This window comes from Paraburkholderia sp. BCC1885 (assembly GCF_900996235.1).
GTDB lineage: Bacteria > Pseudomonadota > Gammaproteobacteria > Burkholderiales > Burkholderiaceae > Paraburkholderia.
Genome location: NZ_CAAJGM010000211.1, coordinates 39,332 through 61,651, shown reverse-complemented (window position 1 = coordinate 61,651; position 22,320 = coordinate 39,332). Strand labels below are relative to the sequence as shown.

Annotated in this window: 20 protein-coding genes; all 20 read left to right on the top strand. The window is 61.6% G+C overall.

Annotated elements, in window-relative coordinates; genetic code table 11:
- Positions 1–720: 720 nt before the first annotated feature.
- On the top strand, positions 721–2,424 hold the full coding sequence (locus tag FQ755_RS23095; protein ID WP_144157337.1) for a GMC family oxidoreductase: 1,704 nt from the start codon (positions 721–723) through the stop codon (positions 2,422–2,424).
- Positions 2,425–2,701: 277 nt separating this feature from the next.
- Positions 2,702–3,481: an ABC transporter ATP-binding protein gene (locus FQ755_RS23090; RefSeq protein ID WP_144157336.1), complete on the top strand. Its 780-nt coding sequence runs from the start codon at positions 2,702–2,704 to the stop codon at positions 3,479–3,481.
- Positions 3,478–4,233: an ABC transporter ATP-binding protein gene (locus FQ755_RS23085; protein ID WP_144157335.1), complete on the top strand. Its 756-nt coding sequence runs from the start codon at positions 3,478–3,480 to the stop codon at positions 4,231–4,233. Before FQ755_RS23090 ends, FQ755_RS23085 begins: the two co-directional genes overlap by 4 nt.
- 56 nt (positions 4,234–4,289) lie before the next feature.
- Positions 4,290–5,507 (top strand): ABC transporter substrate-binding protein, encoded by a 1,218-nt coding sequence (locus tag FQ755_RS23080; protein ID WP_144157334.1) that lies wholly within the window; start codon positions 4,290–4,292, stop codon positions 5,505–5,507.
- Between the two features lie 187 nt (positions 5,508–5,694).
- On the top strand, positions 5,695–6,579 hold the full coding sequence (locus tag FQ755_RS23075; protein WP_144157333.1) for a branched-chain amino acid ABC transporter permease: 885 nt from the start codon (positions 5,695–5,697) through the stop codon (positions 6,577–6,579).
- Entirely contained in the window at positions 6,579–7,550 is a 972-nt protein-coding gene (locus tag FQ755_RS23070) for a branched-chain amino acid ABC transporter permease (protein ID WP_186308629.1), read from the top strand. Before FQ755_RS23075 ends, FQ755_RS23070 begins: the two co-directional genes overlap by 1 nt.
- A 562-nt stretch (positions 7,551–8,112) precedes the next feature.
- Entirely contained in the window at positions 8,113–9,279 is a 1,167-nt protein-coding gene (locus FQ755_RS23065; RefSeq protein WP_144157331.1) for an ABC transporter substrate-binding protein, read from the top strand.
- Between the two features lie 301 nt (positions 9,280–9,580).
- On the top strand, positions 9,581–10,636 hold the full coding sequence (locus FQ755_RS23060; RefSeq protein ID WP_144157330.1) for a branched-chain amino acid ABC transporter permease: 1,056 nt from the start codon (positions 9,581–9,583) through the stop codon (positions 10,634–10,636).
- A gap of 4 nt (positions 10,637–10,640) precedes the next feature.
- A complete protein-coding gene (locus FQ755_RS23055) occupies positions 10,641–12,425 on the top strand; it encodes an ABC transporter permease subunit (protein WP_144157329.1) in 1,785 nt (594 codons plus the stop codon).
- Between the two features lie 11 nt (positions 12,426–12,436).
- Complete coding sequence (locus tag FQ755_RS23050) at positions 12,437–13,189, top strand: ABC transporter ATP-binding protein (protein WP_186308628.1); 753 nt, start codon at positions 12,437–12,439, stop codon at positions 13,187–13,189.
- A gap of 173 nt (positions 13,190–13,362) precedes the next feature.
- A complete protein-coding gene (mnmG, locus tag FQ755_RS23045; RefSeq protein WP_144157328.1) occupies positions 13,363–15,330 on the top strand; it encodes a tRNA uridine-5-carboxymethylaminomethyl(34) synthesis enzyme MnmG in 1,968 nt (655 codons plus the stop codon).
- Complete coding sequence (rsmG, locus tag FQ755_RS23040) at positions 15,327–16,022, top strand: 16S rRNA (guanine(527)-N(7))-methyltransferase RsmG (protein WP_144157327.1); 696 nt, start codon at positions 15,327–15,329, stop codon at positions 16,020–16,022. Before mnmG ends, rsmG begins: the two co-directional genes overlap by 4 nt.
- Before the next feature lie 76 nt (positions 16,023–16,098).
- Positions 16,099–16,869 carry a ParA family protein gene (locus FQ755_RS23035; RefSeq protein WP_144157326.1) on the top strand — a complete coding sequence of 257 codons (771 nt, stop codon included), beginning with the start codon at positions 16,099–16,101 and terminating at the stop codon, positions 16,867–16,869.
- A 38-nt stretch (positions 16,870–16,907) separates the two neighbouring features.
- Positions 16,908–17,795: a ParB/RepB/Spo0J family partition protein gene (locus tag FQ755_RS23030; protein WP_144157325.1), complete on the top strand. Its 888-nt coding sequence runs from the start codon at positions 16,908–16,910 to the stop codon at positions 17,793–17,795.
- 70 nt (positions 17,796–17,865) lie between these two features.
- Positions 17,866–18,960: an SLC13 family permease gene (locus FQ755_RS23025; protein WP_144157341.1), complete on the top strand. Its 1,095-nt coding sequence runs from the start codon at positions 17,866–17,868 to the stop codon at positions 18,958–18,960.
- Positions 18,961–19,239: 279 nt separating this feature from the next.
- The gene (locus FQ755_RS23020) at positions 19,240–19,782 is read left to right on the top strand and encodes an ATP synthase subunit I (RefSeq protein WP_144157324.1); all 543 of its coding nucleotides are present in this window, start codon (positions 19,240–19,242) and stop codon (positions 19,780–19,782) included.
- Positions 19,783–19,935: 153 nt separating this feature from the next.
- Positions 19,936–20,787, top strand: coding sequence for a F0F1 ATP synthase subunit A (gene atpB / locus FQ755_RS23015; protein ID WP_144157323.1), 852 nt, complete (start codon positions 19,936–19,938; stop codon positions 20,785–20,787).
- Positions 20,788–20,881: 94 nt separating this feature from the next.
- Positions 20,882–21,151: a F0F1 ATP synthase subunit C gene (gene atpE, locus FQ755_RS23010; protein ID WP_007180033.1), complete on the top strand. Its 270-nt coding sequence runs from the start codon at positions 20,882–20,884 to the stop codon at positions 21,149–21,151.
- Between the two features lie 137 nt (positions 21,152–21,288).
- Positions 21,289–21,759 carry a F0F1 ATP synthase subunit B gene (locus FQ755_RS23005; protein ID WP_144157322.1) on the top strand — a complete coding sequence of 157 codons (471 nt, stop codon included), beginning with the start codon at positions 21,289–21,291 and terminating at the stop codon, positions 21,757–21,759.
- Between the two features lie 2 nt (positions 21,760–21,761).
- Complete coding sequence (locus FQ755_RS23000; RefSeq protein ID WP_144157321.1) at positions 21,762–22,301, top strand: F0F1 ATP synthase subunit delta; 540 nt, start codon at positions 21,762–21,764, stop codon at positions 22,299–22,301.
- Positions 22,302–22,320: the final 19 nt, after the last annotated feature.

Here is a 22,320-nt window from a genome sequence, read left to right as displayed (position 1 = left end):
AGCGGTAAGTGGAAGCGGCGCCACCAGCTTTCTTTCGGGCTGTGAGCCCCGGTAAGCAAAACGGGCTACCGCTTCCGGTGAACGGAAAGGATCAGTTTCCGGACACTGGGACCAATATACAAGTAGGCAAAGAAAGCGGGCTCACACCGCTAGCTTGTAGGTGTCCACCACTTGTGTGAACACGGAGTGGTCCGAAACGAGATCGTCTCTCGCATCGCCCGCGGTAGTGACACAGGGCTCATTCATCCCGACAGCGCACTGCGTGCGCGGCGGAACGGTTCGCGAGGGGGGCCGGGTGAGTGTGGATTTGGAAGCATCTCTCTGAAAAATTTGGATGCCTAACAATGAAGAAAGCAGATAGCGCCTATCGAAGAGCCGTTATGCCCGACGGCGGGGCGCGCAGCGCGACGCTGGAACGGATGAGCCCTGTGTCATTAGGGGGTGACGGTGCGAGGGGACATCTCGTGTTGGGCCGTTCCCGGTTGCAGACCGGGATGGCTCACTACGGGCTAGCGGTTGCAGCCCGCTTTCTTTGCTTACTTTCTTTGCGGCGGCAAAGAAAGTAAGTGCCGCCCCGCACAGGGGCAACGCAAGCAAACCAATAACAATGCAAGGAAAGGCCAACAAAAAACAAAAAACAAAAACCAAAACAAACAAAACCACCAGCTGCCGCAGGCAAAAAAACCCGCCAAAGAACCACCAAACCGGAGACACCCCAAAATGACCGCAACTCCGCGAAGCGACCCAAAGCCAGAAGACAACTTCGACTACATAGTAATCGGCGCCGGCACAGCAGGCTGCGTCCTGGCAAACCGCCTGTCCGAAGACCCGGAAATATTAGTACTGCTACTGGAAGCCGGCGGCAAGGACGACTACCACTGGATCCACGTGCCGGTAGGCTACCTGTACTGCATCGGCAACCCCCGCACCGACTGGCTCTACAAAACGCAGGAAGAACCCGGCCTGAACGGCCGCGCGCTCTCCTATCCGCGCGGCCGGGTGCTGGGCGGCAGCTCCTCGATCAATGGCATGATCTACATGCGCGGCCAGCGTGAAGACTATGACGAGTGGGCACGTGTGACCGGCGACGCCTCATGGTCCTGGAACAATGTCCTCCCCATCTTCAAACGCAGCGAGGACTACCACGGCGGCGCCAGCGAATCGCACGGCGCGGGCGGACCGTGGCGCGTCGAAAAGCAGCGGCTGAAATGGAAGATCCTCGAGACCTTTGCGCAAGCTGCGCAGCAAGCCGGCATCCCCGCCACCGACGACTTCAATCGCGGCGACAACAGCGGCGTCGGCTATTTCGACGTCAACCAGAAACGCGGCATCCGCTGGAATGCGTCGAAGGCGTTTCTGCGGCCCGCGCTCAAGCGTCCCAATCTGACTGTGATTACAGGGGCCGTCACGCAGCGTGTCGTGTTCGATGGGCGTCGCTGCGTCGGTGTGGAATATCGCGGCAATGGCGTCGATTATTTCGCCACGGCCAAATGCGAAGTGATCCTGAGTTCCGGCGCGGTCAACTCGCCGCAACTGCTCGAGCTTTCCGGCGTCGGTAACGGCGCGCGGCTGCAAAAGCTGGGCATTGGCGTGGTGCAGGATCTGCGGGGTGTCGGTGAGAATCTTCAGGACCATCTGCAGTTGCGCATGGCGTATAGGGTCGATGGTGTACGCACGCTCAATACCGCTTCCGCGCATTGGTGGGGCAAGCTGATGATCGGTTTGCAGTACGCACTATTTCAGAGCGGACCTATGTCGATGTCGCCCTCGCAACTCGGCGCCTTTGCGAAATCGGACCCCGACGACCGCTCGCTTACGCGGCCCGATCTCGAGTATCACGTGCAGCCGCTGTCGCTCGACCGTTTCGGCGAGCCGCTGCATCGCTTTAACGCGTTTACCGCGTCGGTGTGCCAGTTGCGGCCCACGTCGCGCGGCAGCGTGCATATCGTCTCGGCCGAGCCGCAGGCGGCGCCGCTGATCGCGCCCAACTATCTGTCCACCGATTACGACCGTCACGTCGCCGCCAATGCGCTGCGTCTGACGCGCCGGATTGCTGGCGCGGCCGCGCTCGCGCCATACAAGCCGCGGGAAATCCTCCCCGGCATCCAGTTCCAGACCGAGGAAGAGCTCCAGCAGGCCGCGGGCAATGTCGGCACGACCATCTTCCATCCTGTCGGTACTTGCCGGATGGGCGCGGCGGACGATCCCGCCGCTGTCGTCGATCAGCGTCTGCGCGTAATCGGCGTGGAAGGTTTGCGGGTGGTCGATGCGTCGGTCATGCCCACCATCACGTCGGGCAACACCAACTCGCCGACGCTGATGATCGCCGAGCGCGCCAGCGACATGATTCGCGAGGATCGTCGCGCGCGCCTCGCGGGGCAGGCCACGGAGATTCGTCCGGTCGCGTCGATGTCGGTTGCGTGACAGCCAGGCCCAATGCGCGTCGTGGACCAGCGGCGCGCATTGCATACTAAGTGCAAATCCCAATGAATGCGCTGCATCATTGGCGCGACAATGGCGCGATGCGTAGCTCGTCGTGGATGACCCGTCCGTGATGAGCACAGCGCGGGGCGCACCACGAGGTACACCACGCGGTGCAGCACGCCAACGGGCGGCAAGGGGGTGTCGTCGCCGTCACACGTCGCGCAGCGTTTGGCGCGGAAGATCGTAGTGCTTCGCCTCACTTCGCATGGAAGGGAACATGATTCTCGGCGACACGATTCTCGAAACGCGCGGACTAACGAGAGAGTTCAAGGGCTTCGTCGCCGTCAACGGTGTCAACCTGCGTGTGCGGCGTGGCTCGATTCATGCGTTGATTGGTCCCAATGGCGCCGGCAAAACCACCTGTTTCAATCTGCTGACCAAATTCCTCGTCCCCACCGCGGGGCAGATCGTCTACAACGGCATCGACATCACGCGTGAACGGCCCGCGCAGATTGCGCGGCGCGGCATCATCCGCTCGTTTCAGATTTCCGCGGTGTTTCCGCATCTGACGGCATTGCAGAACGTGCGCATCGGTTTGCAGCGCACGCTGGGCACCACGTTTCACTTCTGGAAAAGCGCGCGCTCGCTGCATGAGCTCGATGACCGCGCCATGGACCTGCTCACCCAGGTCGGTTTGACCGATTTCGCCGATGTGTTGACCGTCGAACTCTCCTACGGCCGCAAGCGCGCGCTTGAGATCGCCACCACGCTCGCCATGGAGCCGGAACTGATGCTGCTCGACGAGCCGACCCAGGGCATGGGACACGAAGACGTCGATCGCGTCACCGCGTTGATCAAGAAGGTGTCGAGCGGCCGCACCATTCTGATGGTCGAGCACAACATGAATGTGATTGCCGGCATCTCCGATACGATCACCGTGCTGCAGCGTGGCGAGGTGCTCGCCGAAGGTACGTACGCCGAAGTATCGAAGAGTCCGCTCGTCATGCAGGCCTATATGGGCAGCGCCGATGCCGCCCTCACCGGAGCGCACGCATGAACACGATGGCGGAGCGCGAGAACGTGGAGGTGAGCGGGGTGGCCGCGCAACCGGCGCTGGAGATCGCGGGGTTGCAGGCGTGGTACGGCGAGTCCCACATATTGCATGGCGTCGATCTCACCGTGAACCGCGGCGAAGTCGTCACCCTGCTCGGCCGCAACGGCGCGGGCCGCACCACGACGCTGCGCGCCATCATGGGACTGACCGGCCGCCGGACGGGTTCGATTCGCGTCGGCGGGCGCGAAACCATCGACATGCCCACGCATCGCATCGCGCATTGCGGCATTGGTTACTGTCCCGAAGAACGCGGCATTTTTTCGAGCCTGTCGTGCGAGGAGAACCTTCTATTGCCGCCGCCGGTCGGTGACGCCGCGCACATGATGTCGCTGGATGAGATCTACGCGATGTTCCCGAACCTGCAGGAACGTAAGGCGAGCCAGGGCACGCGGCTCTCCGGCGGCGAGCAACAGATGCTTGCCGTCGCGCGGATCCTGCGCACCGGCGCCAGTCTGTTGCTGCTCGACGAAATCTCCGAGGGACTCGCACCGGTCATCGTGCAGGCGCTCGCGCGCATGATCGTGACGCTCAAGGCGCGCGGCTACACGATCGTGATGGTCGAACAGAATTTCCGCTTTGCCGCGCCGCTCGCCGACCGCTTCTATGTGATGGAGCATGGCGGCATCGTCGAGCACTTCGGCGCGGGCGAACTCGAAAGCAAGATGCCGGCGCTGCACGATCTGCTCGGCGTGTAGCTGCGAAGCGTCCGATTGCCTCTGATAACCAAAAGCCAGGAAACAAGGAGACCGCAATGAAGATCAAAACACTCGCGCGACTTTCGGCATGCTGCTTTGCTGCAGTGGCGGCGGGCGCCGCGCTGACTATGGGCAGCGCGCGAGCTGCCGACGACACCGTCAAGATCGGCTACATCACCGACATGTCCGGCCTCTACGCGGATATCGACGGCCCCGGCGGCCTCGAAGCGATCCGCATGGCGATCGCCGACTTCGGCGGCAAGGTCAACGGCAAGCCGATCGAGCTGCTCTACGCCGATCACCAGAACAAGGCGGACATTGCGGCGTCGCGGGCGCGTGAATGGTTCGACCGCGATGGCGTTCAGGTGCTGATCGGCGGCACGAACTCGGCAACGGGCTTGTCGATGAACCAGGTAGCGGGCGAAAAGCACAAGGTGTACATCAACGTCGGCGCCGGCGCCGACACCATGACCAACGAGCAGTGCACGCCCTACACGATCCACTATGCATACGACACCACGGCGCAGGCGAAGGGCACGGGCGCAGCGGTGACAAAGCAGGGCGGCAAGACGTGGTACTTCCTGACCGCTGACTACGCCTTCGGCAAGGCGCTGGAGACGGCCACCGCAAACGTGGTGAAGGCCAACGGCGGGCAGGTGCTCGGCGACGTACACCATCCGCTGTCGGCTTCGGATTTCTCCTCGTTCCTGTTGCAGGCGCAGGCGTCGAAGGCCCAGGTGCTCGGCCTCGCCAACGCGGGCGGCGACACGGTCAACTCCATCAAGGCGGCGAAGGAGTTCGGCATCAGCAAGACCATGAAGCTCGCGGCGCTGCTGGTCTTCATCGACGACATCCACAGCCTGGGTCTGGAGACCACGCAAGGTCTGGTGCTCACCGACAGCTGGTACTGGAACAAGAACGAGACCACGCGCAAATGGGCCGAGCGCTACTTCGACAAGACGAGGAAGATGCCATCGAGCCTGCAGGCCGCCGACTATTCGGCCGTCACGAACTATCTGAAAGCGGTGCAGGCGGTCGGCTCGACGGATCCGGACAAGATCATGGCGCAACTGAAGAAGACCAGGATCGACGACTTCTACGCCAAGGGCTACATCCGCGAGGACGGCAGCATGATCCACGACATGTATCTGATGCAGGTGAAGACGCCGGCGGAATCCAAAGAACCTTGGGACTACTACAAGATCACCGCGACCATTCCAGGCGAGCAGGCATTCACGACCAAAGCGGAGACACGCTGCGCGTTGTGGAAATAAGCGCGGGTTGCGGCTTCGTCCGGTAGCGTTTGTATTTGCGTCGGCATTGGCGTTGCTGTTCGCGGCACGCTTCGCGGACGCAGACGGACACACACGGACGAGGCTCACCACGCTGCGCGCGGGCAGTACGGAAGACCGCGCGCCTTCCGATCACACCTTGACGATGGGTTAAGGGCTAAGGCGTTCCATGGAAATCTTTGGCATACCGCTTTCGGCGATGCTGAGCCAGTTGCTGCTCGGGCTCGTGAACGGCTCGTTCTACGCGATCCTGAGTCTGGGTCTGGCGATTATCTTCGGCCTGCTAAACGTTATCAATTTCGCGCATGGCGCGTTGTTCATGCTGGGCGCGATGCTCACATGGATGGGGCTGTCGTATTTCAATCTGCCGTACTGGGTGATGCTGGTGCTCGCGCCGCTGCTGGTGGGCGCTTTCGGCATGCTGATCGAGCGCTCGATGTTGCGCTGGCTGTATAAGCTCGATCATCTGTATGGGCTGTTGCTGACCTTCGGACTGACGCTCGTCGTCGAAGGCGTGTTTCGCTCCATCTACGGTTCGTCGGGGCAGCCTTATGACGTCCCCGAGGCGCTTTCCGGTGCTACTAATCTGGGCTTCATGTTTCTGCCGAATTACCGCGCGTGGGTGGTGGTCGCTTCGCTGGTGGTGTGCTTCGTCACCTGGTTCGTGATCGAGAAAACGCGTCTTGGCGCCTATCTGCGCGCGGGTACCGAGAATCCAAAACTGGTGGAAGCATTCGGCGTCAACGTGCCCTTGATGATTACGCTGACCTACGGCTTTGGCGTGGCGCTCGCCGCGTTTGCCGGCGTGCTGGCGGCGCCGGTGATCCAGGTCTCGCCGCTGATGGGGCAGCCTATGATCATCACCGTGTTCGCGGTGGTGGTGATCGGCGGGATGGGCTCGATCATGGGCTCGATTCTCACCGGCCTGATGCTCGGCGTGATCGAAGGCTTCACGCGGGTGTTCTACCCGGAGGCGTCGGCGACGGTCGTCTTTGTCATCATGGCGCTGGTGCTGCTGGTGCGCCCCGCGGGTCTTTTCGGCAAGGAAAAATGATGCAGAGGAAAGTGCTTTACGGCCTGCTGTTGCTGGTGCTGCTCGCGGTGCCGTTCATCGGCATCTATCCGCTATTCGTGATGAAGGTGCTGTGTTTTGCGTTGTTCGCGGCGGCCTTCAATCTGCTGATCGGCTATACGGGGCTGTTGTCGTTCGGTCACGCGATGTTTCTCGGCATGGCCGGCTATACCACGGGCTATGCGATCCAGGCGCTCGGCTATTCGCCCGAGCTCGGCGTGCTGGCGGGTACGGCTGCGGCGACGGTGCTTGGTTTTATCGTCGGCCTGTTTGCAATCCGCCGTCAGGGCATCTACTTCGCCATGGTGACGCTGGCGCTCGCGCAGATGGTCTACTTCGTGTTTCTGCAGGCGCCCTTTACGCATGGCGAAGACGGCCTGCAAGGCGTGCCGCGCGGCAAGCTGTTCGGCGTGCTGGATCTCTCGTCGGATCTCACGCTCTACTACGTCGTGCTGGTCGTGATGGTGCTGATGTTCCTGCTGATCGTGCGTATCGTTCATTCACCGTTTGGGCAGGTGCTGGTGGCGATCAAGGAGAACGGGCCGCGGGCGGTTTCGCTCGGCTATGACACGGACCGCTATAAATTGCTGGCGTTCGTCTTGTCGGCGGGGATCGCGGGGTTGGCCGGCTCGATGAAAGTGCTGGTGCTGGGGTTTGAAACGCTGGGCGACGCGTATTGGACCATGTCGGGGCTGGTGATCCTGATGACGCTGGTCGGTGGCATGGGCACGCTGTTTGGGCCGCTGCTGGGCGCGGCGCTGATCGTCGCGCTCGAAGATCGGCTTGGCGATATCGGCGGCGCGCTGGCGTCGGTGACGGGCGTGCAATGGTTCAATTCGCTGGGCGAGTCGGCGACGATCGTCACGGGGCTGATCTTCATCGCGTGTGTGCTGGCGTTCAGACGCGGCATCGTCGGCGAGATCGTGGCGCGGGTTCGGCCGCTGCGCGCATGAGCGGCGGGCGATTTCGAAATACTTCGGCATCCGATATAATTTTGCTGACGTGGATGGACGGCATCGTTGAAAGGGCTGCATCCTGATGTTTCAAACGTGCCCCAATACAGTGCTGCGATGCACCACTAGGGTAAATGCTAGTTGTCCGGATGGAAGCGGTTGTTTAATCTTCTCCCAGTTCTGACGAACACCGAATTTGCAGGTGGAGAACGAGGAGACAATGAGGCACTCAGTGCCCAGACGAAAGCGCTGTTGGATATTGATCCAACAGCGCTTTTTATTTGTGCTTCGATAAAGTCACGGAGTCGTTTTCGCGCTCTTTTCTTCGCCTTTTTCGATGCGGTCTTTTGTTGTTTTCGGCTTTCGATTGCGTCGCTTTCTTTAGCGTAGGGCCGCGGGTTTTAAGGCTTTCATTGCAGCTCTGCCACGCCCTCAACCACGCTCGCAAAGCGCTTGCCGCAAGCCGTCGGCGTCCGCTACACTCGCCGTTCACCGGTCGTGGGCTGGGGCTTTAAATCGGCAGATTTAATTCGAACGAATAACGGGCAGCAAGAGGAGCGGGATGAATTCGGCATTGCGTTGGATGAGTGCGGCATTGATTGCGACGGGCGTATCGGCAATGTGGAGCAGCCATGCGTTTGCGGACGTGAAAATCGGCGTAACGGTTTCGGCAACCGGACCGGCCGCGTCGCTTGGCATTCCCGAAAAGAACACCATCGCATTGCTGCCGAAAGAAGTGGCGGGGCAGAAAATCGACTACATCGTGCTCGACGACGCGACCGATTCCACCCAGGCCGTCAAGAACGCCCGCAAGCTCACCAGCGAAGACCACGTCGACGCACTGATCGGCTCCACGGTGGTACCGAATTCGCTCGCCATGATCGACGTGGCCGCTGAAACCTCGACGCCGATGATCTCCATGGCCGCCTCCGCGACGATCGTCGAACCGATGGATGCGAAGCGCGCGTGGGTCTTCAAGACGCCGCAGAACGACATCCTGATGGCGACGGCCATTGCGCAGCACATGGCCAATCACGGCGTAAAGACGGTGGCTTTTATCGGCTTCGCGGATGCCTACGGTGAAGGCTGGTTCAAGGAATTCAGCAAGGCCGCGGATCTGGCGAAGATCAGGATCGTCGCTAACGAGCGCTTTGCCCGCACCGACGCGTCCGTTACGGGCCAGGTGCTAAAGATGATGTCGCAGAACCCGGACGCGGTGTTGATTGCAGGCGCCGGTACGCCCGCAGCGCTGCCGCAAAAGACGCTGAAAGAACGCGGCTACAAGGGCAAGTATTATCAGACGCACGGCGTGGCGAACAACGACTTTCTGCGCGTGTGTGGCAAGGATTGCGAGGGCACGTGGCTGCCGGCGGGGCCGCTGCTGGTGGCCGATCAACTGCCCGATTCCAACCCGGTGAAGAAGAGCGCGCTCACTTATAAGCATGCTTACGAAGCGGCATACGGCGCAGGCTCGATCTCGACCTTCGGCGGCCACGCGTGGGACGCGGGTTTGCTGCTGCAACGGGCCATTCCGCTCGCGCTGCAAAAGGGGCAACCGGGTACCCAGGCTTTCCGTGAGGCGCTGCGTGCCGCGCTCGAAAGCACCAAGGATTTGCCCGCGTCGCATGGCATTTTCAACATGAGCGCGAACGACCATGCCGGTCTCGACCAGCGCGCTCGTGTGATGGTGGAAATCGTCGACGGCAAGTGGAAGCTGGCTGGCGACTAAACGAAGAACAGGTCCGCGAGTCGGAATCAACGAGAGAGGCGCGTGCAGTTGACGCGCCTTTTTTAATGCTCGCGTGACACGCGAAGTGTGTCGGGCGCGCATGGATGCGGCGGGGCGGGCAGGGCGAAACATCCGCACAATACACGCCGCTCGTCTCCGGCGTGCGGTGGCGGACGCCGCATCGCCCTTGTGGTCGATGACAATGCATGTATTGGCCGCGTGGGTTTCAGGCGCGGCGTTTGTATCAACTTGTCGTCACGATCTGCCATGACGGTCTCACGACGTTTCAGGACGAGGAAGTATGGATCTATCTATCGCGGCGATCCTCGCGCAGGACGGTATCACCACCGGGGCGATTTACGCGCTGCTCGCGCTCGCACTGGTGCTGGTGTTTTCCGTGACGCGGGTGATCTTTATTCCGCAGGGCGAGTTTGTCTCATACGGCGCGCTGACGCTGGCGGCCGTGCAGTCGCAGAAATTTCCGGCCACCTGTTGGCTGCTGATGGCGATGGGCGCGGCGTGCTTTGTCCTGGAGACGGCCAGTCTGGTTCGGCATCCTGAGCGGTATGCGGGCGTTGCACGCTCGTTGGCGATACTGGCGGCGAAGTATCTGCTGTTCCCAGCGGCAGTGTACGGGGTGACGCAGGGTCTGTTCGCGCAGCCGCTGCCGATGCTCGCGCAGATCGCGCTGACACTGCTGATCGTGATTCCGATGGGGCCGTTCGTCTACCGGCTGGCTTTCGAGCCGATCGCCGGCGGCACGACGTTGCTGCTGCTGATCGTGGCCGTGGCGGTGCACTTTGCGATGGTCGGTCTCGGCCTCGTGATGTTCGGCGCGGAAGGCTCGCGCACCAACGCGTTTTCCGATGCGACCTTCAACCTCGGCAGCCTGTCGATCTCCGGGCAAAGCATCTGGGTGGTCGGCACGGCGGTGGTGTTGATCGCGGCGCTTTATCTGTACTTCGACCGCTCGCTCTCGGGCAAGGCTTTGCGCGCAACCTCGGTCAACCGGGTGGGCGCGCGGCTGGTCGGGATCGGCACGGCGCAGGCCGGCCGGCTCGCCTTTACCCTCGCTGCGGGGCTCGGCGCGCTATGCGGCGTGCTCGTGGCGCCCCTGACCACGATCTACTACGACTCGGGCTTCCTGATCGGTCTGAAGGGCTTTGTGGGAGCCATCATCGGCGGGCTGGTGAGCTATCCGCTGGCGGCGGCGGGCTCGGTGCTGGTGGGACTGCTGGAGTCGTATTCGTCGTTCTGGGCGAGCGCGTATAAGGAAGTGATCGTATTCACGCTGATCATCCCGGTGTTGCTCTGGCGCAGTCTCGCCAGCCCGCACGCCGAAGAGGACGAGGAGTGACGCGATGAAACAGATCAAGCAACGCGGGTTATTCTGGCTGTTCCTCGTGGTGATGTTGGCACTGCCGGTGCTGCCGCAGCCGCTTCATGTGCCGGAGTATTGGGTGACGCTGCTCAATTACATCGGACTGTACGCGATCGTGGCGATCGGGCTGGTGCTGCTGACGGGCATCGGCGGTATGACGAGTTTTGGGCAGGCGGCATTCGTCGGCGTCGGGGCCTATACCACCGCGTTCCTGACGACGCAGTACGGTGTGTCGCCGTGGCTCGGGTTAATCGCTGGCATGGTGTTGACGGCGTTGGTCGCGCTGATGCTCGGCGCCGTGACGATGCGTCTGTCCGGCCACTTTCTGCCGCTCGGCACGATTGCCTGGGGGCTGGCACTGTTCTATCTGTTCGGCAACCTCGATATCCTCGGTAAGTACGACGGCATCAACGGCATTCCGGTACTCAACGTGCTCGGCTTCAATCTGGAATCGGGACGCCATATCTACTACCTGATCTGGCTGGTGGTGATCGCGGCGGTGGTCTCCGTGCAAAATCTGCTTAACAGCCGGCCTGGACGGGCGATTCGCGCCCTGCGAGGCGGCGGGGCGATGGCTGAGGCCATGGGCGTCAACACGGCGTGGATGCGCGTGGTGATCTTCGTGTACGCGGCGGTGCTGGCGTCGGTCTCCGGCTTCCTTTACGCGCATTTGCAGCGTTCGGTGAATCCGACGCCGTTCGGCCTGAATCACGGTATCGAATTTCTCTTCATGGCAGTGGTGGGCGGCGTGTCGCACGTGTGGGGCGCGGTGCTCGGCGCGGCGATCCTGACTGTCCTGCAGGATTATCTGCAGACGCTGCTGCCCCGGTTGCTGGGGCAGAGCGGCAATTTCGAAGTGATCGTCTTTGGCGTGCTGATGGTCGTGCTGCTGCAGTCGGCACGGCAGGGCGTGTGGCCATTCGTGGCGCGCTTCTTTCCGCGTGGGTCACGCGCCCGTGTGCCGGAGCATGCGGAACCGTTGTCGCAGCGCAGCAAGCCGGAAGCGGGTGAAACGCTTCTGGTCGTGGATAAGGCGCGCAAGGAGTTCGGCGGCCTCGTGGCGGTGAACGATGTCAGCTTCGAGGTGAAGGCGGGGCAGATTATCGGCCTGATCGGTCCGAACGGCGCGGGCAAGTCGACCACCTTTAACCTGGTCACCGGCGTGTTGCGTGCGACGCGCGGCGAGATCACGTTTCGCGGCGAGCGCATCGACCGGCTCACTTCACGTGGAATCGTCAAACGGGGCATCGGACGCACCTTTCAGCACGTCAAGCTGCTGCCGGGCATGACCGTGCTGGAGAACGTCGCGATTGGCGCGCATCTGCGTGGACATGCGGGCGTCTGGCGCAGCGTCGTGCGGTTGAACCGCGCGGAAGAGGCTCGCCTGATGGCGGAAGCGGCGCGGCAGATTCGCCGCGTCGGGCTGGATGCGCATATGTACGACGAAGCCGGCAGCCTGGCGCTAGGCCAGCAACGGATCCTGGAGATCGCGCGGGCACTGTGCTGCGATCCGACGCTGCTCTTGCTCGATGAACCGGCGGCCGGCTTGCGGTATCAGGAGAAGCAACAATTGGCGGACTTGTTGCGCCGTCTGAAGGCGGAGGGCATGAGCGTGCTGCTGGTCGAGCATGACATGGATTTCGTCATGAACGTGACCGACCGGCTGGTGGTAATGGAGTTCGGGACGCGTATTGCGGAAGGCCTGCCACAGGACGTGCAGCAGGATCCAGCTGTGCTCGAAGCGTATCTGGGTGGAGTGGACTGATGAGAACGATGATGAATTCCGCCGTGCCGATCCTCGAGGTGGAGCGCCTGGCGGTCCGCTACGGCAAGGTCGAGGCGCTGCACGGCGTCAGCATCAAGGTACGGCCGGGGCAGATCGTCTCGGTAATCGGCCCGAACGGTGCGGGCAAATCCACGCTGCTCAACGCGATCATGGGCTCCTTGCCGGTGAGTGGCCACGCGAAGGGCTTGATCAGCTTCCAGAACGAGGACGTGAGCGCGGTACTCGTTGAAAAACGGGTGGCGCGTGGCATGTGCCTCGTCCCCGAAAAACGCGAGCTGTTTGCAACGATGAGCGTCGAGGACAATCTGGTGTTGGGCGCCTACCGGCGCAAGCGGGCGGGGGAGCGCCATTACCTTGATCAACTCGAACCGGTGTTCATGCTGTTTCCCCGGCTCAAGGAGCGTCGCAAGCAGGCGGCTGCAACACTATCCGGCGGCGAGCGGCAGATGCTCGCGGTGGGACGCGCGCTAATGGGCAAGCCGGAATTGTTGATGCTAGATGAACCGAGTCTCGGGCTCGCACCGCTGATCGTGAAAGAGATCTTCCACATCATTAGCGCGCTGCGTCAGACGGGCGTCGCGACGCTGTTGATCGAGCAAAACGCGCGCGCCGCTCTGCAAATTTCCGATTACGGCTACGTTCTGGAAACTGGCGAGTTGGCGCTCGAAGGCCCGGCGGCGGAACTGGCGCAGAATTCTCGTGTGATCGAGACGTACCTCGGGTTGACGAAGAAGGTGGCGTAAAGCCTTTTGTATCAAGGGATTGCGAGAAATAGAGCGGCGTGTTTCACGTGAAACACGCCGCTTTTTTTACGCCATTAGCCAAACGGACGAATTCGGGCCAAAACCGAACCCGCTATAATTCGCCCATACATTTTCCTTTAGAAGGTTCACGCGAGGTTCCGGCGTGAGATCCGATGCTTTATCCCACTGAATTTGACGTAATCGTCGTTGGCGGCGGTCATGCCGGCACCGAGGCCGCCTTGGCTTCCGCACGCATGGGCAATAAGACGCTCTTGCTGACGCACAACATCGAAACCCTTGGTCAGATGAGCTGCAATCCGTCGATTGGCGGCATTGGCAAAGGCCATCTGGTCAAGGAAGTCGACGCGCTCGGCGGCGCAATGGCGGCAGCAACCGACGAAGGCGGCATCCAGTTCCGCATCCTCAATTCGTCGAAAGGCCCCGCGGTTCGGGCGACTCGTGCGCAGGCCGACCGTCTGCTGTACAAACAGGCGATCCGCCATCGTCTCGAAAACCAGCCGAATCTCTGGTTGTTCCAGCAGGCCGTGGATGACCTGATGGTGGAAGGCGACCGGGTGGTGGGTGCAGTGACGCAAGTTGGAATTCGCTTCCGCTCGCGTGCTGTCGTGCTGACGGCGGGGACGTTCCTCGACGGCAAGATTCACGTCGGCCTGAACAATTACACGGGCGGCCGTGCGGGAGATCCGGCGGCGGTGTCGTTGTCGGCGCGTCTCAAGGAATTGAAGCTGCCGCAAGGGCGTCTCAAGACCGGCACGCCGCCGCGGATCGACGGCCGCACAATCGATTTCTCGAAGCTCGAAGAGCAACCGGGCGATCTGGATCCGGTGCCGGTGTTCTCGTTCCTTGGCCGCGTCGAACAGCATCCGCGCCAGGTGCCATGCTGGGTCACGCATACCAATGAGCGCACCCACGACATCATCCGCGGCGGACTCGACCGCTCGCCAATGTACACGGGCGTGATCGAAGGGGTGGGGCCGCGCTATTGCCCGTCGATTGAGGACAAGATTCACCGTTTTGCGTCGAAGGAATCGCATCAGATTTTCCTTGAGCCCGAGGGCTTGACCACGAACGAGTTCTATCCGAATGGGATCTCCACGAGCCTGCCATTCGATGTGCAGCTCGAACTCGTGCGCGCGATGGTGGGTCTCGAGCATGCCCACATCCTGCGTCCGGGTTATGCCATCGAGTATGACTATTTCGATCCGCGTGGGCTGAAGGCGTCGCTGGAAACCAAGGTGATCAACGGGCTGTTCTTTGCGGGACAGATCAACGGCACGACCGGTTATGAAGAGGCGGCGGCGCAGGGTCTGCTCGCGGGAATCAACGCCGGTCTGCATGTGCAGGGGCGGGAGGCGTGGTGTCCGCGTCGTGATCAGGCTTATCTGGGCGTGCTGGTCGACGATCTTGTCACGCGTGGTGTGTCGGAGCCGTACCGCATGTTTACCAGTCGGGCGGAGTATCGTCTGAGTTTGCGTGAAGACAACGCTGACATGCGTCTGACGGAAGTGGGCCGGGAACTGGGCGTGGTGGACGACATCCGCTGGGAAGCGTTCAGCCGCAAGCGTGAGGCTGTTTCACGTGAAACAGAACGCCTCCGCACGACATGGGTGAATCCGAAGACGTTGCCTGCGGAAGAAGCGACGGCCTTGCTCGGTAAGCCCATAGACCATGAATACAGTCTCGCTGATCTTTTGCGCCGCCCGGGTGTGAGCTATGACGGCGTGTGCGGTCTGCGTGAAGGTGCCTGTGCGCCGTCCGAACCCCTTGCCGAGGACGACGTCCTGCTGGCGCAGATCAAGGAGCAGATCGAGATCGGTATCAAATATCAGGGCTACATCGAGCGGCAGGCCGGCGAAATCGAGCGCAACGAGTCGCATGAAAACACGCGTCTGCCGGACGGTCTGGACTACGCCGAGGTGCGCGGCTTGTCATTCGAAGCTCGCCAAAAGCTGACCCAATTCCGCCCGGAAACCATCGGCCAGGCATCACGCATTTCCGGCATCACGCCGGCGGCCATCTCGCTGCTGATGGTCCACTTGAAGCGCGGTCTTGGACGTCGTTCGAACCAATCCGCCGGTCCCGCCGACGGCGGCGCCGACCCCACGCCGGTGACGCAATGACCGCACGGCAGAAGGGTTTTGGCGGCGCGGATAGCCGGGAGGCGCTCGGCGCATTGCTTAACGAGGGCGTCGCGGAATTGGGCCTTCAACTGAGCGACGATCAACTCGGCAAGCTGCTGGATTACGTCGCCTTGCTCGCCAAGTGGAATGCCGTGTACAACCTCACGGCTATCCGCGATCCACGGCAAATGCTAATCCAGCACATTCTCGATTCGCTTTCGATCGTGCCGCATCTCGCCCACCTGGGGCCGTCGTCGGTTCTCGACGTGGGCTCGGGTGGCGGTTTGCCCGGCATCGTGCTGGCGATCGTCTTGCCCGAATGGACGGTTACGCTCAACGACATCGTCCACAAGAAGACGGCGTTTCAGGTACAGGCCAAAGCGGAACTGGGCCTCAGCAATCTTTCCGTGGTGACCGGTCGCGTCGAGACGCTGAAGCCGGGCGTGGAAGTGCCGGGCAAATTCGACGTGATCGTCTCGCGTGCATTCGCAGAGCTCGCGGATTTCGTTACACTGGCCCGTCATCTGGTTGCCGGGCAGGGCGCCATCTGGGCCATGAAGGGTGTGCGCCCCGATGGCGAGATCGAGCGTCTGCCGGCAGGCTCCCACGCTAAACAGATTATCCGGCTCAAGGTGCCGTCGCTTGAGGCAGAGCGGCATCTCGTCGAAGTAGTGCTGGACGCAGATAACTGATCCCGGCGCGGCACACGGTAGCACTCACCAAACACGCATTCCACTTCATCCAGGCAGTAAAAGGGACACACCAACGATGGCAAAAATCTTCTGCGTTGCGAACCAGAAGGGCGGCGTCGGGAAGACGACGACAGCAGTCAATCTCGCCGCGAGCCTCGCATCGCAGGGACAGCGTGTCCTTCTCATCGATCTGGACCCGCAGGGCAACGCCACCATGGGCAGCGGCGTCGACAAGGCCGCGTGCGTGAATACCGTCTACGAAGTGCTGGTGGACGGCGTGGCACTGGCGGATGCGCGCGTGCGGCCGGAAGCGGTTTCGTATGATGTATTGCCGGCCAATCGCGAACTGGCCGGAGCCGAAGTCGAACTGGTCAATGTGCAGAATCGCGAGCGGCAGTTAAAGGAGGCGCTGGCGCCGGTGGAAGGCGAGTACGACTTCGTGCTGATCGACTGCCCACCGGCCCTGTCGTTGTTGACGCTGAACGGCCTGTGCGCGGCGCACGGCGTGGTGATTCCGATGCAGTGCGAATACTTCGCGCTGGAAGGGCTGTCGGATCTCGTCAACACAATCAAGCAGGTGCACGCCAACCTGAATCGCGACCTGAAGGTCATCGGCCTGCTGCGCGTGATGTTCGACCCGCGTATCACGCTGCAACAGCAGGTGTCGGACCAGTTGAAAGAGCATTTCGGCGACAAGGTATTTGACGTCGTCATTCCGCGCAATGTGCGTCTTGCCGAGGCGCCGAGCTATGGTCTGCCGGGCGTGGTGTTCGACCGCGCGTCGCGCGGCGCGCAAGCGTACGTGCAATTCGGCATGGAAATGATTGAGCGGGTTCGCGCCATCTGACGCGCGGCCGGGCACCCCAAGCTGATCGAGGAAGCACGATGAATGCAGTAGCACGAAAGAAGGGATTGGGCCGGGGGCTGGAAGCCTTGCTCGGCGGCAGCGCGGACATCACCGAGGCGGTGAAGATCGAGGGCGCGCCGAATGTTTTGCCGCTCGGCAAACTGCAGGCCGGCAAGTACCAGCCGCGCACGCGCATGGACGAAGGCGCGCTGCAGGAGCTCGCCGCCAGCATTCGCGCCCAGGGATTGATGCAACCGATCCTCGTGCGTCCGATCTCGGCGGACAAGTACGAAATCATCGCCGGCGAGCGGCGTTTCCGTGCGGCACGTCTGGCGGGACTCGATGAAGTGCCGGTGCTGGTGCGCGACGTGCCGGACCAGGCGGCCGCCGCGATGGCGCTGATCGAGAATATCCAGCGCGAGGACCTGAATCCGCTGGAAGAGGCGCAGGGCGTCCAGCGTCTGCTCGACGAATTCAACTTTACGCATGAGCAGGCGGCCGAATCGGTGGGGCGCTCGCGCAGTGCGGTGTCGAACCTGCTGCGTCTGCTGAATCTGGCCACGCCGGTGCAGACCATGCTGCTCGCCGGCGATCTCGACATGGGACACGCCCGCGCCTTGCTGGCCGTGGATGCGGCCACGCAGATCACGCTCGCGAACCAGGTCGTCAACAAGCGGATGTCGGTGCGCGAGACCGAGAAACTGGTGACTACGACCACCAAGGTCGCGCCGGCGGTCAAAGCGAAGGCGAACAACGACGGCGGACGCGACACGCGGCGCCTCGAAGAGGAACTGTCGGACCTGCTGGCCGCCACGGTCAAGATCAAGCTCGGCCGCCGCGGACGTGGCCAGGTGCTGGTGGACTTCGGCGACCTCGACGCGCTGGAAGGCATCCTCGCGCGGCTGCGCGGCAGCGCCACGGCCTGAGCGGCGAGTCGCCGTGACGGTTGCCGGGCATGAATCCCCAGCGGACAGCAAAAATCCACTGCGCAAGCTGATGGGTGTCGCGACGAAAGAGCCGGTGTTGTCGGTACTCGTCGTCGCACTGATCGCGCTGCAGTGCCTGCACCCGCGCGCGTGGCTTTCGCTGCCGGGTCTGGTCGACTGGCAGACCGTCCTGACACTCGCAGGACTCCTGATTTTGACGAAGGCCATCGAATTGTCAGGATTCCTGATGTGGATGGCGCACCGCGTGATTCATTACATTCACTCGGAACGTTCACTCGCGTTTCTGCTGATCGGCCTCGCCGCGGTGTTGTCGACGCTGCTGACCAACGACGTCGCGCTGTTCGTGGTGATTCCGCTGGCTTTGTCCCTGCATGAACTCACGCCGCTGCCGCTCAAACGGCTGGTGATTTTTATCGCGCTGTCGGTGAATGCCGGCTCGATCCTGACGCCGCTCGGCAATCCGCAGAACCTGTTTCTCTGGCAGACCAGCGGCGTGTCGTTTGGCGGCTTCGTCTTGGGGCTGGCGCCGCTGTGTGCCGCGTTGATGGTGATGCTCTACGTCATCGCGGCGGCGAGCTTTCGCGGCAAGCCGCTCGATCTGTCCAAAGACACGGAGGCTCACCCGGTCGACCGGGTGCTGGTAGGCGTGGCGGCGCTGCTGTTCGTCGCCTTCGTGGTGCTCGCCGATTCGCATCACGCCGGCATCGCGCTCGCGGCCATCGTGGCGGGTTTCCTCATCTGGCGCCGCGAGATCGTCCTGAAGATCGACTGGTTGCTGCTGTTGATCTTCGTGTTCATGTTCATCGTGTTGCGCAGCGTCGCGGCGCTGCCGTGGGTGCATGCGACGGTCGGTCAACTGGGTATCACGACCCCGCTGCGCGCTTTTGCCGCAGGGGCGGTTTTGTCGCAAGGCATCAGCAATGTACCGGCCGCCATCATGCTCGCCGAGTTCACCAAAGACTGGCGCGCGCTCGCTTTTGGCGTAAGTGTGGGCGGCTTTGGCATCGCGATCGGCTCGCTGGCCAATCTGATTGCGGTGCGTCTCTCGAAAGAGCGCGGTATATGGCTGCCGTTCCACCTGTACTCCGTGCCGTTCTGGCTCGCCAGCGGGGCCGTGGGCGGCTGGCTTCTGTTGCATATTTGATACGGACGCCGGAGCATCCCCGTGCTACCGTTTCGGCCCTGATCAGGTCAATTCAGCCGGCTTTTTGCGCGGCCGCCCGACAGCCTTACAGTTGACGTCCATGTGGTTGCGAAAGCCGTTTTCCCGCATCACGGAGCGTGGTTTCACGCAGGTTATTGAACGGCCTAAAGTCTTGAATTGCCTGCAACTATCGCTTACAATCGCCCGGATTTAATTGCACGGCAACCCCGTAAGCGTCGCGTAAGGCTGCGGGCAGAATCAGACTTTCGGAACACAGCGATGGCGGTCAAAACGTCGAACCAGGCGCCGAAGAATGGGCACGACGAAGACCGCGCGGAACGCACGCTTTCCGCTGCTTCTGGTCAGCCCGTTACACCTGAAGATGGGTGGGATGTCGAGCAGCAAGATAACAATATCGTTCCGCTCACGCGGGCTGAAGCAGAGAAGCTGTTCGGTCCGAATGTGAGTCGTCCATCGCGCGTTACGCCGTTTAAGGTCGTGGCGGCGCAAATGGTTTTATCCCTGGGTGCTACGCTGGTGTGGTGGCTGTTCTACAAGCCGCCGGGCGCTGCTGCGCTGTCCGCGTTCCTCGGTGGGGCGATTTGCTGGGTGCCGGGCGCATTGTTCGCGGCACGCCTAAGAACACTGAGCGGCGCCGAAACAGTGATGAGCTGGATGATCGGTGAAGCGCTCAAGATGGGGACAACGATAGCGATGTTTGTAGCCATCGCTTTCTGGTATCACGACGTACGCTGGGTGCCGCTGCTCGTGACCTACCTGATTGCATTGAAGACGTACTGGATCGCGCTCGCCTGGCGGTGAGCGGTGAAGTGACGCAAAAAATACTGGCTGGCGCAAGGCGTCGGCAAAAAGGCGTGCGGGTATGACATGACCCGCGCCGGCGTGTTCCTGCAATAGACTGTTGCAGCGGGAATAGCCCGACTGATTTTCGACAATTTGGGTGGCATTAACGATATGGCAGCTAGCGAAGGAACGCGCGCGATGGATCCGTCCGAGTACATCGCGCACCACTTGCAGAACTTTTCTACCGCGCACCAGACGTCGATTTTCGATATCCACGTCTGGAATCTGGACACCCTGTTCTGGTCCATCGTCTGCGGCCTGCTCACGATTTTCATTTTGCATCTCGCTGCCCGTAAGGCAACCTCCGGCGTGCCGGGCCGCTTCCAGTGCGCTATCGAAATGCTGGTGGAGATGGTCGAAGACCAATCGAAGTCGATGATCCACGGCAGCCGCACCTTCATCGCTCCGCTCGCACTGTTCGTGTTCGTCTGGGTGGCGCTGATGAACTCGCTCGACTTCATCCCTGTCGACCTGCCGGGCCGCGTGATCGGCTGGCTGGGGCTTTCGGAAGTCATCCCGCACCACCGCATCGTGCCGACGGCCGACCTGAACGGCACCATCGGCATCGCACTCGGCGTGTTCGTGCTGATGATTTACTACAACTTCAAGATCAAGGGCGCCGGCGGCTTCGTTCATGAACTGCTGTCCGCTCCGTTCGGCGCGCATCCGCTCCTGTGGATCCCGAACCTTGCACTGAACATCATCGAGTTCGTCGCAAAGACGGTTTCCCTCGGCATGCGGCTGTTCGGCAACATGTACGCGGGCGAACTGCTGTTCCTGCTGATTGCCCTGCTCGGCAGCATCTGGAGCTTCGGCGCGGACACGACGGTGCTTGGCTTCATCGGCCACGTGATCGCCGGCAGCGTGTGGGCCATCTTCCACATTCTGATCGTGCTGCTGCAGGCGTTCATTTTCATGATGCTGACGCTGGTGTACCTCGGCCAGGCACACGACAAGCACTAACCTGCGCTGTCGAACCACGAATTGCTTTAGCTTTTTAGTTTTTTAAATCCTAGTTCCAACCAGTTCCAAAAAGACTTTTCACAAAGGAGTGATCATGCAAGCTTTCATCGCCAACATCCAGGGTCTGACCGCCATCGGTATCGGCATCATCATCGGCCTGGGTGCAATCGGCGCCTGTATCGGTATCGGCCTGATGGGCGGCAAGTACATTGAAGCATGCGCTCGTCAGCCGGAACTGATGAACCCGCTGCAAACCAAGATGTTCCTGCTGGCTGGTCTGATCGATGCGGCGTTCCTGATTGGCGTTGGTGTGGCAATGCTGTTTGCGTTCGCGAACCCGCTGCTGTCGAAGCTGGCAGGCTGAGGTTCCTCGGAAGTTTGCGCCTGAGCTATAACGGTTAAGGCGCAGGGCGGAACGGGCACTCGGGCGCTGATCGAATACAGAATCGATGAGCGCCTTGCCGTTTCACTTTCCGAACTAGCAACGTTTAAGGAAACACCGTGAATCTCAACGCAACCCTGTTTGCGCAAATGGTCGTGTTCCTGATCCTCGCGTGGTTCACGATGAAGTTCGTGTGGCCCCCGTTGATCAACGCTCTCGACGAGCGCGCGAAGAAGATCGCCGACGGTCTGTCTGCTGCTGAAAAGGGCAAGGCGGAACTGGAAGCCGCGCACAAGCGCGTCGACCAGGAACTGGCACAGGCACGCAACGACGGTCAGCAACGCATTGCTGACGCCGAAAAGCGCGCAGTGACCCTTGCTGATGAAATCAAGGCTCAGGCTCACGCCGAAGCCGCCCGCATTCTCGCGCAAGCGAAGGCTGATGCAGAGCAACAAGTCGTCAAGGCGCGTGAAACGCTGCGCGGCGAAGTGGCTGCACTCGCCGTCAAGGGCGCGGAACAGATCCTGAAGCGCGAAGTCGACCAGGCAGCTCACGCTGACCTGCTGAATCAACTGAAAGCCGAGCTCTGATCATGGCCGAACTTGCAACCATCGCCCGTCCGTACGCAGAAGCGCTGTTTGGCGTGGCCGAAGTTGGTGACATCGCCGCCTGGTCCACGCTCGTGCAGGAGCTGGCACAGGTTGCGCGTCTGCCCGAAGTGCTGTCGATCGCCACGAGCCCGAAAGTAAGCCGCGCCCAGGTCAGCGATCTGCTGCTGGCCGCGGTCAGGTCGCCGCTCAAGGACAACGCGCAAGCGAAGAATCTGGTGCAAATGCTGGTGGACAACCACCGTCTGCAACTGCTGCCGGAAATCGCCACGCAGTTCGAAGAGCTGAAAAACGCCCGTGAGGGCGCGGCCGATGCGCATATCGTTAGCGCATTCCCGCTCGAAGGCGCACAGTTGAACGAACTCGTCGCCAGCCTCGAACGCAAGTTCAAGCGCAAGCTGAAGCCGGTGGTCGAGATCGACTCGTCGCTGATCGGCGGCGTGCGCGTGACGGTCGGCGATGAAGTGCTCGATACCTCGGTCCGCGCGCGGCTTGCCAGCATGCAGACGGCTCTGACGGCCTGAAGCGCTTATAAGCGCTGAA

Bases quoted from the DNA above. Each gene is read 5' to 3' on its own strand.
- FQ755_RS23095 (WP_144157337.1), top strand. From the start codon at position 721: ATGACCGCAACTCCGCGAAGCGACCCAAAGCCAGAAGACAACTTCGAC.
- FQ755_RS23090 (WP_144157336.1), top strand. From the start codon at position 2,702: ATGATTCTCGGCGACACGATTCTCGAAACGCGCGGACTAACGAGAGAG.
- FQ755_RS23085 (WP_144157335.1), top strand. From the start codon at position 3,478: ATGAACACGATGGCGGAGCGCGAGAACGTGGAGGTGAGCGGGGTGGCC.
- FQ755_RS23080 (WP_144157334.1), top strand. From the start codon at position 4,290: ATGAAGATCAAAACACTCGCGCGACTTTCGGCATGCTGCTTTGCTGCA.
- FQ755_RS23075 (WP_144157333.1), top strand. From the start codon at position 5,695: ATGGAAATCTTTGGCATACCGCTTTCGGCGATGCTGAGCCAGTTGCTG.
- FQ755_RS23070 (WP_186308629.1), top strand. From the start codon at position 6,579: ATGCAGAGGAAAGTGCTTTACGGCCTGCTGTTGCTGGTGCTGCTCGCG.
- FQ755_RS23065 (WP_144157331.1), top strand. From the start codon at position 8,113: ATGAATTCGGCATTGCGTTGGATGAGTGCGGCATTGATTGCGACGGGC.
- FQ755_RS23060 (WP_144157330.1), top strand. From the start codon at position 9,581: ATGGATCTATCTATCGCGGCGATCCTCGCGCAGGACGGTATCACCACC.
- FQ755_RS23055 (WP_144157329.1), top strand. From the start codon at position 10,641: ATGAAACAGATCAAGCAACGCGGGTTATTCTGGCTGTTCCTCGTGGTG.
- FQ755_RS23050 (WP_186308628.1), top strand. From the start codon at position 12,437: ATGAATTCCGCCGTGCCGATCCTCGAGGTGGAGCGCCTGGCGGTCCGC.
- mnmG (WP_144157328.1), top strand. From the start codon at position 13,363: ATGCTTTATCCCACTGAATTTGACGTAATCGTCGTTGGCGGCGGTCAT.
- rsmG (WP_144157327.1), top strand. From the start codon at position 15,327: ATGACCGCACGGCAGAAGGGTTTTGGCGGCGCGGATAGCCGGGAGGCG.
- FQ755_RS23035 (WP_144157326.1), top strand. From the start codon at position 16,099: ATGGCAAAAATCTTCTGCGTTGCGAACCAGAAGGGCGGCGTCGGGAAG.
- FQ755_RS23030 (WP_144157325.1), top strand. From the start codon at position 16,908: ATGAATGCAGTAGCACGAAAGAAGGGATTGGGCCGGGGGCTGGAAGCC.
- FQ755_RS23025 (WP_144157341.1), top strand. From the start codon at position 17,866: ATGGGTGTCGCGACGAAAGAGCCGGTGTTGTCGGTACTCGTCGTCGCA.
- FQ755_RS23020 (WP_144157324.1), top strand. From the start codon at position 19,240: ATGGCGGTCAAAACGTCGAACCAGGCGCCGAAGAATGGGCACGACGAA.
- atpB (WP_144157323.1), top strand. From the start codon at position 19,936: ATGGCAGCTAGCGAAGGAACGCGCGCGATGGATCCGTCCGAGTACATC.
- atpE (WP_007180033.1), top strand. From the start codon at position 20,882: ATGCAAGCTTTCATCGCCAACATCCAGGGTCTGACCGCCATCGGTATC.
- FQ755_RS23000 (WP_144157321.1), top strand. From the start codon at position 21,762: ATGGCCGAACTTGCAACCATCGCCCGTCCGTACGCAGAAGCGCTGTTT.